This is a genomic window from Variovorax sp. YR750, assembly GCF_900109805.1.
In the GTDB taxonomy this organism is placed as follows: Bacteria; Pseudomonadota; Gammaproteobacteria; order Burkholderiales; family Burkholderiaceae_C; genus Variovorax; species Variovorax gossypii.
The window spans coordinates 299,922-312,175 of the sequence record NZ_FOBJ01000003.1; the positions used below are offsets into that span (position 1 = coordinate 299,922).

Genomic DNA, 12,254 nt, shown 5'->3' on the forward strand with positions numbered 1-12,254 from the left:
CTGTGCACCTTCGAGGTAGGCAGCAACCCTGATTGCCAACGCCGGAGCCCCTCCGCAGAATCCGGCCACAAATAGAACGAGCGTTCGATTTTGTGGCCAACCACCCCGTCGGCCTTCCCAAGATTCATAACGACAGGGAACTCCCCGATGAAGCGCAGAGACATCCTCAAATGGTCCGCCTCGGCGGGCGGCCTGGGCCTGCTGGCCGGCAAGACTTCCACCGCCTCGGCCGCGCTGCCGGTGCCCAAGCCCACGCTGCCGCAGAAGATCGACCCGATCAGCGCCACGCTGCGGCGGCTCGAGCTGGTGGGGCGGCAGGCGACCTATCTCTGGACCGAGTCGCACATCAACCTGGCCGGCGTGCCGATGGGCGCTGTGGTGCCCGCGACCGAGCTGCCTGCGCTGGAGCACCAGCTCAAGACGATCGCGAAGGCGCTGGAAGCCGTCACCAATTTCGCGGCTTCGTTCGCCACCAGCGCGCTGGCCTCGGGCAGCCTGCAGTCGCTCGATAACCTGCGCACGCGACTGGCCGGCCTGCAGGCCAGCTTCGACCAGCTGCTGGCCGCCAACGGCGGGCTGGCGACGCTGCCGGCCGCGGTGCTGGCGCTGCTGGGCACGCTCACCGGCACGGCGGGCGACATCGCCACGCAGCTCAAGCAGATCCACCACGACCTGCTGTCGCAGGGCCCGTTGGGCGCACTGAACGGTCCGAAGACGGTGGCTCAATACGACGCCCTCTTCGTCACCATCGAGAAGCCCGCCATCGCGCAACTGCTGCACGACAACGACCTGTTCGCCGCCATGCGCGTGTCGGGGCCCAACCCGATGCTGATACAGCGCGCTACCACGCTGCCGGCGAAGTTCCCGCTGGGCGACGCGCAATACCGGCAGGTGATGGGCGCGGGCGACAGCCTCGCCGACGCTGCCGCCTCGGGCCGGCTCTACATCCTCGACTACGAAGGCCTGGGCGACATGGCGCCCGCCGGCCCGCAGATCAAGCCGCTCACGGGCACGGGCTACATCCACGCGCCCATCGCGCTGTTCGCACGGCCGAAGACCGGCCGCTCGCTGGTGCCGGTCGCCATTCAATGCGGGCAGGACCCGGCCGCGAACGCGATCTTCCTGCGCGTGGACGACACCGCGAACGCCGAGGCTTACTGGGCCTGGCAGTCGGCCAAGACCGTGGTGCAGGTGGCCGACTTCAACTACCACGAGATGTTCGTGCACCTGGGCCGCACGCACCTGATGTCGGAAGCCTTCGCGATGGCCACGCAGCGCCAGCTCGCGACCGCGCACCCGCTGAGCCGGCTGCTGTCGCCGCACCTGGAAGGCGCGATGTTCATCAACGAGGCCGCGACGCTGATCATCATGGCGCCGCTGACCACGGGCGACGTGATCCTCGCCGCGCCCATCGAGACGCTGCAGCAGCAGTGTGGCCGCGACCGGCTGGCCTACGACTTCTACGACCGGATGATGCTGCCCAACGACCTGCGCACGCGCGGCGTGGACGATGCGACCGCGCTGCCCGACTACCCGTACCGCGACGACGCGCTGCTGGTGTGGAACGCGATCGCGCAGTGGGTGGGCGACTACGTAGCCACCTACTACCTGAGCGACGCCGACGTGACCGGCGACTACGAGCTCAAGGCCTGGGCCACCGAGCTGGCCACCAGCGGCAAGGTGCACGGCTTCCGCGCGATCACCACGCGCGCGCAGCTGATCGACGTGCTCACCGCCATCATCTTCAACGCCAGCGCGCAGCACGCGGCGGTGAACTTCCCGCAGTATTCGGTGATGACCTATGCGCCCTTCAGCGCGGGCACCGAAGGCACACCGGCGCCGACGAGCAGCACCGGGCAGAACGAGGCGAGCTGGTCGCAGATGCTGCCCTCGCGACTGGCGGCGCAGGAGCAGATCCTGCTGTTCCACATCCTCGGCGGCGTGTACTACCGGCCGCTGGGCGAATACAAGGACAACGTGTTCCCGCATCTGCCGGTGCTGCTGGACCCTGCCATCGCGGGGCAAGGCGGGCCGCTGGAGCGCTTTCGTAATGCGCTCGCGGGCATCGAGGCCACCATCGGCCAGCGCAACACCACGCGCGTGCGGCCCTACGAGCACCTGTTGCCGAGCCGGATTCCGTCCAGCACGAACATCTGACTCAGCGCCGCATGGTGTCGAGCTGCGTGACGGGCGGGCTGTCGTTGCCCCAGGAGCCGCGCACGTAGGTGAGCACTGCCGCTACCTCGGCTGCGTCCAGCGTCTGGCCGAACGGCGGCATGCCGTAGGGACGCGGATTGCCGGAGGTCGATGGCAGGAAGCCGCCGTGCGAGATCACCTGGATCAGGTTGGTGGGCCGCGCCATGTTCACGGCGCGATTGCCCGCCAACGGCGGATAGGCGCCAGCCGCGCCCTGCCCCTGGTCGCCATGGCAGTAGGCGCAGCGCTGGTCGTAGATCTTCGCGCCGCGCGCCATGGTGCCGGCATCGCGGCGGATCGGGGCCTTCGCTGCTGCGACGGCCGGGGCTTCGGCCTTCGGCGCGTCGGGCAGATCCTTGAGGTAGTTCGCCATCGCCGCAAGGTCGGCGTCGCTCAGGTACTGCGTGCTGCGGAACACCACGTCGGCCATCGGCCCCATGACCGATCCGCGCGGCGCGGTTCCGTTCTTGAGCAGCGCCACCACCTCGGTTGCAGGCCAATCGGCCAAGCCCGCCTCGTGCGGATCGGTGAGCGAAGGTGCATACCAGTTCTCGACCGCGATGAGGCCGCCCGATAGCCCCAGCTTCGTCTCCGTCGCCCCCAGCGAGTTGCGGCTGCCGTGGCAGGCGATGCAATGGCCCAGGCCGTTGACCAGGTAGGCGCCACGGTTCCATTCGGCGGGCTTGCCGGCATTGGCGACGAATGGCTCGGGCTTGAACGAGAGCGCGCGCCACACGGCCAGCGCGGCCTGCGTGTCGTACGGAAAGCGCAGCCGGTGCTCCCGGTTGGGCACCGCCGAGGGCGGCACGCTGCGCAGGTAGGCGTAGATCGCGTCGGAGTCCTCGCGCGTCACCTGCGTGAAGCTGGGATACGGGAACGCCGGATACAGCAGCCGCCCATCCTTGCTTCGGCCGTTGTGCATCGCGCGCCAGAAATGCGCGCTGCTCCAGCTACCGATGCCGGCCTTGTCGTCGGGCGTGAGATTGCTCGAATAGACGGTGCCGAAGGGCGTGTCGATCGGCATGCCACCCGCGTAGGGCTCGCCGCCGCGCGTGGTGTGGCAGCCCGCGCAGTTGCCGGCCAGCGCGAGGTAGCGCCCGCGCTCGACGAGTTGTGGCGTGGACTGGAAGGCCTCGGCCTGCGCGGGCAACGGGTCTTCGCCGCGCAGGTTCATCGCCACGATGCCGCCGGCGGCAGCGGCGCCGAGCACGACGAGCGCGAGCAGCGTCCAGGCGAGGTGTCGCAGTTTCATGATGGGCGCGGCTCCGTCACTTCGGCATGCCGCCGCAGGTCATGGGCAGCGGCGCGGGCAGCGAGGTCGCGGGTTTCGTGTCGACCGGCATCGGCTGCACGGCGAACCAGCTCGCGACGGCGTTGATGTCGGCGGTGCTCATGCGCCGGCCGATGTCGGCCATGCAGTCGGGCGCCGGCGCGTGCCGCTCCTTCGTGAGCCAGGCACCGAGCTGCGACGACACGTACAGCCGCGGCAGCCCCAGCAGCCCCGGGATGGCCGGCTGTACGCCGGTCAACGCCGCGCCGTGGCACTGCACGCAGGCGGGGATGCCGCGCGCGGCGTCGCCTTCGCGCACCAGCTGGCGGCCGCGTTGGAGCTGCTCGGGCGTGGCGTCGCTGTTGGGGGAAATGGGCGGATACGGCAGCTGCAGCCCGGCGAAGTAATCGGCCATCTCGCGCAGATAGGCGTCCGACAGGTGCTGCACCATGTACGCCATGTCGCTGTTGAAGCGGCGGCCGTCGCGAAAGCTCACGAGCTGGTTGAACAGGTAGCCGGCCGGCTTGCCCGCCAACCGCGGAAAGTAGCCTGCGTTGGTGGTCGCGCCCTCGCGGCCGTGGCAGGCGATGCAGGCGGCCACGCGCTGCTCGATGGTGTCCGGCACGATGGCGGGCGTGGCCGCGTTCGCCATGCCCTGCACGACAAGCAGCAGCCCGAGCGCGAAGAGCCTGAGCGCGCGCTTCTTCATGTGCCGGCAACGTAGTGCGCCAGCGTGATCAGCCCCGCGATCAGCAGCAGCACCATCACGAGGGCCACGCCGATCAGCGGCAGGATGCCGACCTGCGCCGTCCGCCTCTCGGCGTCGGCCCGGCGGCCTCCCAGCCCGATGAAACTCCAGAGAACGGCGCGCAGCGCGCGCAAGAGATTCGACATGGGTCGAGTGTGGCCCAGGCCGGCTAGAAAAAACAGATGCAGATTCGCTCCAATTGACCGGTGCAGATAAAGTGCCTCCGAACGAACACCCCCAGCGATGAAGAGATACGAAGCCCTGGCCGCCGACATCGAGGCCTCGATCCGCAACGGCACGCTGAAGACCGGCGACCGCCTGCCCTCGGTGCGCCACACCGGCCAGAGCCGCGGAGTCAGCGCGTCGACCGTGTTCGAGGCCTACTACCTGCTCGAGGCGCGCGGCCTGGTGCGGGCGCGCGACCGCTCGGGCTACTACGTCACGGGCGGCGGCCTGCGCGACGCGCCGCCCGAATCCACACTCACCTCGCGCCCCGCCGGCGGGCCGAAGTCGCTCGACGTGAGCGACCAGGTGTTCGACATCCTCGAAGCCAGCATGTCACGCAAGGTCGTGCCCTTCGGCTCGGCCTTTCCGAGCCCGCTGCTCTTTCCGCTGGCGCGGCTCGGGCAATTCATGGCCGCAAGCGCCAGGTCGCTCGACCCGTGGAGCACGGTGGACGACCTCACGCCCGGCAGCGCGGCGCTGCGCCGGCAGATCGCGCTGCGCTACCTGGCCGACGGCATGCAGGTGGCAGCCGACGAGATCGTTGTCACCAACGGCGCACTGGAGGCGCTCAACCTCTGCCTCTCGGCGGTGACGCGACCGGGCGATACGGTGATCGTCGAATCGCCCACCTTCTACGCGGCGCTGCAGGCGCTGGAGCGCATGGGCCTGCGCGCCGTCGAGGTGCCGACGCATCCCGGCGAGGGCATCAACCTCGAAGCGCTGGAGCTGGCCATCGCGGCGCACAGGCCCACCGCATGCTGGTTGATGACCACCTTCCAGAACCCGCTCGGCAGCCTGATGCCCGACGCGAAGAAGAAGGCGCTGGTAGAGCTGCTCGCACGCCACGGCCTGCCGCTGATCGAGGACGACGTGTACGCCGAGCTCTACTTCGGCGAACGCCGTCCCGCGCCCGCGAAAGCCTTCGACACGCAGGGGCTGGTGCTGCACTGCTCCTCGTTCTCGAAATGCCTGGCGCCGGGCTATCGCATCGGCTGGACCTCGGCCGGCCGCTTCGCGCGCAAGGTCGCGCGGCAGAAGCTGTCGAGCACGCTCAGCACCTCTGCGCCGGCGCAGCTGGCGCTCGCGGGCTACCTGGAGAAAGGCGGGCTCGACAAGCACCTGCGTAAGCTACGCCAGACGCTGGCGGTGCAGCAGGCCAGCTTCGCGCAGGCCGTGGGGCACTACTTTCCGCCGGGCACACGCGCGACACGGCCGCTGGGCGGGTACTTCCTGTGGGTCGAGCTGCCGGCTCGGGCCAACGCGCTGGAGATCCACCGCAAGGCGCTGGAACTCGGCATCAGCGTCGCGCCGGGTCCGATCTTCTCGGCCACGCGCGCCTTCTCCAACTGCCTCAGGCTGAACTACGGCCACCCATGGGACGCGGTCAGCGAGCAGGCAATGCAAACACTCGGCCGCCTGATCGCCGAAGCGTCCTGAACAGCAGGAAGGACGCGATGCTCACGTTCACCAGGTTCCAGCCGATGCCGTTGATGAAGGCCGCGTGGTAGCTGCCCGTGAGGTCGAACACCTTGCCCGACATCCAGCCGCCCAGCGCCATGCCGAAGAGCGTGAACATCAGCACCGTGCCCACGCGTCCGCCCGCTTCCTTCGGCGGGAAGTGCTCGCGCACGATGATCGCGTACGACGGCACGATGCCGCCCTGAAACAGCCCGAACAGCGCCGAGATCACGTAGAGCGGCACCAGCCCGTCGAAAGGCAGGAACAGCAGCAGCGCCACGCACTGCAGCACGCCGCCCAGCAACAGCGTGCGCAGCCCGCCGATGCGGTCGCAGATGGCGCCCGACACCAGCCGGCTCACGATGCCGAAGCCCAGCATCAGCGACAGCATGATCGCGCCCTGCGCCGGTCCGTAGCCCAGGTCGCCGCAGTAGGCCACGATGTGCACCTGCGGCATCGCCATGGCAACGCAGCAGGCCACGCCGGCCACGCACAGCAGGCCCTGCGCCGTGCCCATGCTCAGGCCGAAGGGGCGCGTCATGTCGCGCGCAGCCACGGTGCCCGCTGCCGCGTTGGCCGGTGCCGCCACGACCAGCGCAGGTGGCCGTGCGCGAAAGAACATGGCCAGCAGCGCCATCGTCACGCCGCAGAAGATGCCCATGCCGATGTAGGTCTGGCGCCAGCCCACCGTTTCGACGAAGTGCTGCGCGATCGGCGGCCATACAGCGCCCGCCAGGTAGTTGCCGCTCGCGCACACTGCGACCGCAATGCCGCGCCGCTTGACGAACCAAAGCGAGGTGTCGGCCACCAGCGGCGCGAAAGCCACCGAGCTGCCGAGCAGGCCGACCAGCAGGGCCTGCACGATGGTGAAGCTGACAATGCCGCTGGAGAAGCCCGTGGCGACATAGCCCGCACCCAGAAAGATCGCCCCCATCAGCAGCGGCTTCATTACGCCGATGCGGTCCGCCAGCTTGCCCATCAGCACGCCGCCGAAGCCGAACCCGAGCATCAGCAACGTGTAGGGCAGCGAGGCATCGGCGCGCGCCACGCCGAACTCTGCCTGCACCGCCGGCAGCATCACCGACACCACGTACATGCCGCTGCTACCGACCGTCATGATCAGCAGCGTGAGGCCCAGGCGGACCATGGCGTAGCGTGAATCGGGCTGGTGCTGGTGGGTGGTTGTCTCGTTTGTCGTCATTGTTTTCTCCGCGGCGAGGATACCCCCTGGCGCGGAAACGCGAGACAAGCGAGGAGCCCGGTGGTGCCGGACCACCGTCAGGAGCGGCTTGCGCTCAACGATGCGCGACCAACGCAGGCGCGGCGACGATGCTCGTCGAAGCCTTGGGCACCGGCACGCCGGGCTTCGTCGGCTTTTCGTCGCACGCGGCCGTCAGCAGGCCGAGGCAGAAGAGAAGGACAAAGGCTGTGCTTCGCATGCGGGCCATGCTAGGCCCGCGAGGCGGCGCGTCAAGTCGGACGCTGCCGCTTTCTCTTCGTCGCTCAGACGGCAGTGGCGGCGGGCCGTTCGCCGGCTTGCAGGCGGCGCTCGATGTCTTCCAGCACCTGCGGCAGGTCGGCGACGCTGTCGATCACGTAGTGCGCGCCGGCTGCTTCGAGGTCGGCGGTGGCGCGCGCGCGGCGCTCCTGCTGCTGCGCTTCGTCGAACGCCTGCCACTCGGCCAGCGTGAGTCCGTTGGCGTTGCCGCTGACCGCGAGGCCCACGGCCCAGGTGCCGGCGTTGAGACCTTCCTGCAGGCCGACGCCGGTGTCGTCGACCTTCACCACGGTGTGCGGCGGCCACACGCCGAGGTCGGCGAAGCAGCGGTACATCATGAGCGGCGACGGGCGGCCTTCGGCCAGGTCGCCGGCGCACACGAGGTTGTCGGGCGAGTAGCCGCCGGCCGCGGCGATGGGCACGACCACTTCCATGATCGGGCGGTTGTAGCCGGTGGTGGAGCCGATCTTCAGGCCGCGCTCGCGCGCCGCTTTCACCGCCTCGAGCGCGCCGGGAATGAAGTCGGCATGGTCGCGCACGCTGGCCGCGTTCATCGGCGTGAACACCTCGTAGAGCCTGTCGACGTCGGCGTCGTTGAAGGCGTGGCCGTGCTTGGCTTCCCATTGCGCGGCGATGCGCGGCAGCGTGCCCAGCGCCTTGATGTGATCCCACTTGGCCATGCCCATCGGGCCGCGCGCCTCGGCGATGGTGATGTCGACGCCGAACTGCTCGAACAGCTTCACGAAGGCGCCCATGGGCGCGCAGGAGCCGAAGTCGAGGATGGTGCCGGCCCAGTCGAAGACGACGGCCTTGAGTTGCGAGTGGTTGTGGGCGTTCATGGCGGCGGAGTGTGAGTGGCTGGCTGAAAAGGTTGCGGCGGGCCGGAGGTCACCATGCATTGAAGACGTCGTGCGCGATGCCGAAGCCGGTGCTCGCGCCGCTGCCGCTGGTGACCAGCACCAGCCGCGTGGCGTCGTCGGGCGCGTCGATCACGCAGGGCGTGGTCTTCGACGAAGGGTACACGCCCGTCCAGCGCTCGACGATCTGCGCGGATTCGAGGTTCAGCGTGCTGCGCAGGTGACGCAGGATGAGCTGGTCGACCTCCTCCATCGCGAAGGGCTCGGGCGCGTCGGCGTAGTGATGCGAATCGCCGACCACCAGCGAGCCGTCGGCGCTCTGCACCACGATCAGGTGGATGCCGTGCGCGAGCGACGCGGCCTCTTCCTGCTCCAGGCGCGCGCGCAGCGCGGCGGCCTCGGGCAGCGTGCTGTAGCCCTCGTAGCGTGCGAGGCTCAGGTCCATCATCACCGAGCCCGGCAGGCGGAACCCTTCCTCGGGCTTCACGCGCAGCATCTGCAGGCGGCACAGCGTGAGGTCGTGCGTGACGATACGGTCGGAGAAAAGGCCGTGCAGGTCGGTGTTGGTGCAGACCACCACGCGCTCCGCGTGCAGCGTGCCGCGCGAGGTGCGCACGCGCGGCGTTTCCACCTCGTGCACGGTTTCGCCGAAGCGGAAGGTCACGCCGTGCGCCTCGGCCAGCCACTTCGTGAGCAGGCCGATGGCGGTGCGCGATTCGACGCGCAGCTCATGCGGGCTGAAGAGCACCGAGCGCGCATCTGCAAGGCTCAGCGCGGGCGCCCTGGCCTGCGCGTCAGCGGCATCGAGCAGCTCGCAACCCTTGCCCATCGGCGTGCGCATGAATGCTTCGAGCACGTCGTGCGCCTCCGGGCGATAAGCCGCGAGCCACAGGTTGCGGTGCACGACCTCGATGCCGGCCTGCGGTGCGACCTCGTTCCACACGCCGCGTGCATGCATGGCGCGGCGCCACATGTCGCCCGGCGCCTGGCCGGTGATGGTGATGAAGCCGAAGTTGCGGATCGACGCGCCGATGGCGGCCGCGTCGCGCTCGATCACGCAGACCTTGAGGCCGCGCTGCACGGCGGTGTAGGCATGGGCCAGGCCGACGATGCCGGCGCCGACCACGATGAGGTCGAAACTGTCGGGGTTGCTTGCTTGCGGGGTTGCGCTTGTCAACGATGTCTCCAGGTCTGGGTGCGCTCGAGTGCCCAATGCCCCGCCAGCGCGAACAGGCCCCGGCCGATGGCGGCCGTGAGCATGATCAGCGAGGCCATGGCGGCGGCGGGCGCCACGTCGCCGGCGTCGTCCATGTTGAGCACGGCGATGGCGGCGAGGGTGGTCTGCGGCGAGTAGAGGAACACGACGGCAGACACGGTCGTCATCGCGTTCACGAAGAAATAGCCGCCCACGTTGAGCACGGTGGGCAGCGCCACCGGCAGGTGCACGCGCCACAGCGTGTGCCAGAACGGCACGCCCATCGATTCCGACACCAGCTCGTACTCGCGGTCGAGCTGGCGCAGCGCGGTGAGCGAAGTGAGGTGCGCCACCGAGAAGAAGTGCGCCACCGTGCAGACCACGAGGATGGTCATGCTGCCGTAGATGGCGCGCAGCGGGTTCGAAGGCGAGATGAAGAAGAAGATGTAGCCCACGCCCAGCACCAGCCCCGGCACCGCCAGCGGCAGGTTGGCCAGCAGGTTGAGCAGCTCGCGCAGCAGCCCGAAGTGGCGCGGCTTCTCGACGAAGTAGGCCGATACGAAGGTGACGAGCGCGCCCGCCACCGCCGCGCACACGGCCATGCGCAGCGAATTGAAGTAGCTGCCCCAGCCGCCGCCGTCCATGTTGCTGAAGTCGTAGTTCTTGAACGACGGCACGAGGTTGTAGGGCCAGTAGGTGGCCAGCGACGCGAACACCGCCATGCCGATCATCACGAGGATGGCGAGGGCAGTGAGCACGCAGAACGCCAGCAACGCGCGGTCGCGTGTCTTCACGGGTTCGGGGTGATAAGGCGTGGCGCGCGCCGACAGCGCCGCTGCCTGCCTGCCGCGCACATGGCGCTCGACGAGGAAGGACAGCACGGCGGGAATCAGCAGCACGAGACCGACCACCGCGCCCATCTGGAAGTTCTGCTGCCCGACCACCTGCTTGTAGATGTCGGTGGCGAGCACGCCGGTCTGGCCACCCACCACCTTCGGCACGCCGAAGTCGGTGACGACCAGCACGAACACCACCATCGCGGCCACGATGAGGCCGTAACGTGAGGAAGGCAGCGTCACCGTGCGGAAGATGCGCCAGCGCGAGGCGCCCAGCGTCTGCGCGGCCTCGTAGAGCCGGCCGTCGGAGGTGGCCATGGCGGTGGTGAGGATCAGCAGCGCGTGCGGCAGCGTCCAGAACACCGAGCCGAGCACGATGCCCAGCGGGCCGTAGATCGACACGTCGCCCAGCAGCCCCTTGAACAGGCCCTGGTTGCCGAACAGGTAGACGAGGCTGATCGCGGGAAGCAGCGAAGGCGCGAGCAGCGGCATCAGCGCCACCGCGCGCAGCACGCCCTTGGCCGGCATGCAGGACAGCGTAAGCCCGTAGGCATAGACGTAGGCGATGGCGGTGCAGATCACCGCGCTGATCGCCGCGAGCCCCACGCTGTTGAATGCCGACTGCACCAGCGCGGGGTTCTCGAGGTAGCGCGCGAAGTTGGCAAGGCCGACGAAGGCGCCATCGCGATCGAAGAAGCTCTGGCCGACCAGTGCGCCGACGGGCAGCGCGACGATCACCACCAGCAGCAGCACGACCAGCAGCACGGCGGCGCCCGTCAGCCAGCGCTCGCGGTCGAAGGTGCTGCGGCGCATCGCCACCACCGGCGCGACGGCGATGGCGTCGGGAGAACTGCTCATGCTCAATGCGCCAGGACCGACAGCGCGTTCAAAGGCAGCTGGATGTGGACCATGCTGCTGGGCACCAGCGGCTCGTCGCCGCCGCTGCGGGCATCGGCGGGCAGCTCGGCTTCGATCTCGATGCCCAGCGGCTCGCAGGCCAGCCGGGCCGACGTGCGGTTGCCGAAGAACTCGGTGTCGAGCAGGCGCGCGGCGAAGCTGTTGGCGCCGAGCTCGGTGCCGAAGCGCTTCACCACCACGTGCTCGGGACGGATGCCCACCGTGGCCTGCGAGCCGATGCTGAGGTTGCCGGGCGCGCACAGCAGCTCGCTGTCGCGCACGCGCACCTTGCCGTCGGCCAGCACCGTGGCGGGCAGCATGTTCATTCGGCCCACGAAGCCGGCCACGAAGCGGGTGCGCGGCTGGCGATAGAGCTCGTCGGGCGTGCCGGCCTGCTCGATGCGACCGTTGTGCATGAGCACGACGCGGTCGGCCATCGAGAGGGCTTCTTCCTGGTCGTGCGTGACCATGATGGTGACGATGCCCAGGCGCTTCTGCAGCGCGCGGATCTCGCTGCGCAGCGTGGCGCGCACCTGCGCGTCGAGCGCGGAGAGCGGCTCGTCGAGCAGCAGCAGGCGCGGATTGGGCGCGAGCGCACGGGCCAGCGCGATGCGCTGCTGCTGGCCGCCCGAGAGCTGCACGGGGTACTTGTCGGCATGCGCGGCGAGCCCGACCAGGTCGAGCATCTCGCGCGAGCGCTTGGCCATCTCGCGGGCCAGCGCGCCCGTGGGATGCAGGCCGTAGGCGATGTTCTGCGCGGCCGTCAGGTTGGGAAAGAGCGCGTACGACTGGAACACCACGCCGAAGCCGCGCGCCGCGGGCGGCAGGCCCGCGATGTCCTGGCCGCCGAGCAGGATCTGGCCGCTGTCGGCACGCTCGATGCCGCAGACGATGCGCAGCAGCGTGGTCTTGCCGCAGCCCGAGGGGCCGAGCAGGCACACGAACTCGCCGGGCTCGATGTCGAGATCGATGCCGTCGAGCACGCGTGTGGCGCCAAAGGACTTGCCGATGCCGCGGAGGGAAAGAAAGCTGCTGCTCGTCATGGCCGGATACCGTCTTGCTTCGATGCCGGGA

General features: G+C 69.2%; 11 protein-coding genes. 2 read left to right on the forward strand and 9 right to left on the reverse strand.

Translation table 11 applies throughout. The features are described from left to right. Positions 1-147: 147 nt before the first annotated feature. Entirely contained in the window at positions 148-2,157 is a 2,010-nt protein-coding gene (locus tag BMY35_RS07910; protein ID WP_093196668.1) for a lipoxygenase family protein, read from the forward strand. Between the two features lies 1 nt (position 2,158). On the opposite strand, the gene BMY35_RS07915 is transcribed toward BMY35_RS07910, so the two are convergent. Genes BMY35_RS07915 through BMY35_RS07925 form a run of 3 tightly spaced genes read right to left on the reverse strand, consistent with a single transcriptional unit; the run spans position 2,159 to position 4,360 of the window. Further along, a complete protein-coding gene (locus BMY35_RS07915) occupies positions 2,159-3,448 on the reverse strand; it encodes a c-type cytochrome (RefSeq protein ID WP_093196670.1) in 1,290 nt (429 codons plus the stop codon). Positions 3,449-3,464: 16 nt separating this feature from the next. Next, complete coding sequence (locus BMY35_RS07920; RefSeq protein WP_093196672.1) at positions 3,465-4,175, reverse strand: c-type cytochrome; 711 nt, start codon at positions 4,173-4,175, stop codon at positions 3,465-3,467. Further along, positions 4,172-4,360: a DUF2970 domain-containing protein gene (locus tag BMY35_RS07925; protein ID WP_093196674.1), complete on the reverse strand. Its 189-nt coding sequence runs from the start codon at positions 4,358-4,360 to the stop codon at positions 4,172-4,174. The genes BMY35_RS07920 and BMY35_RS07925 overlap by 4 nt, the downstream gene beginning before the upstream one ends. Positions 4,361-4,457: 97 nt before the next feature. Between BMY35_RS07925 and BMY35_RS07930 the strand changes: the two genes are divergently transcribed. Continuing rightward, positions 4,458-5,876: an aminotransferase-like domain-containing protein gene (locus tag BMY35_RS07930; RefSeq protein ID WP_093196676.1), complete on the forward strand. Its 1,419-nt coding sequence runs from the start codon at positions 4,458-4,460 to the stop codon at positions 5,874-5,876. Here the strand turns inward: BMY35_RS07930 and BMY35_RS07935 are convergent. The 6 genes from BMY35_RS07935 to BMY35_RS07955 form a co-directional block, all read right to left on the reverse strand. Beyond that, positions 5,824-7,098, reverse strand: coding sequence for an MFS transporter (locus BMY35_RS07935; protein ID WP_093196678.1), 1,275 nt, complete (start codon positions 7,096-7,098; stop codon positions 5,824-5,826). The genes BMY35_RS07930 and BMY35_RS07935 overlap by 53 nt on opposite strands. A 94-nt stretch (positions 7,099-7,192) precedes the next feature. Then, a complete protein-coding gene (locus tag BMY35_RS38255) occupies positions 7,193-7,336 on the reverse strand; it encodes a hypothetical protein (RefSeq protein ID WP_170217084.1) in 144 nt (47 codons plus the stop codon). Between the two features lie 64 nt (positions 7,337-7,400). Beyond that, positions 7,401-8,234, reverse strand: a complete 834-nt coding sequence (gene phnX, locus BMY35_RS07940; RefSeq protein ID WP_093196680.1) for a phosphonoacetaldehyde hydrolase — start codon at positions 8,232-8,234, stop codon at positions 7,401-7,403. A 49-nt stretch (positions 8,235-8,283) separates the two neighbouring features. Continuing rightward, positions 8,284-9,429 carry a TIGR03364 family FAD-dependent oxidoreductase gene (locus BMY35_RS07945; RefSeq protein ID WP_093196682.1) on the reverse strand — a complete coding sequence of 382 codons (1,146 nt, stop codon included), beginning with the start codon at positions 9,427-9,429 and terminating at the stop codon, positions 8,284-8,286. Further along, positions 9,426-11,141: a putative 2-aminoethylphosphonate ABC transporter permease subunit gene (locus BMY35_RS07950; protein WP_093196684.1), complete on the reverse strand. Its 1,716-nt coding sequence runs from the start codon at positions 11,139-11,141 to the stop codon at positions 9,426-9,428. Before BMY35_RS07950 ends, BMY35_RS07945 begins: the two co-directional genes overlap by 4 nt. Before the next feature lie 2 nt (positions 11,142-11,143). Then, complete coding sequence (locus BMY35_RS07955; RefSeq protein ID WP_093196686.1) at positions 11,144-12,223, reverse strand: ABC transporter ATP-binding protein; 1,080 nt, start codon at positions 12,221-12,223, stop codon at positions 11,144-11,146. Positions 12,224-12,254: the final 31 nt, after the last annotated feature.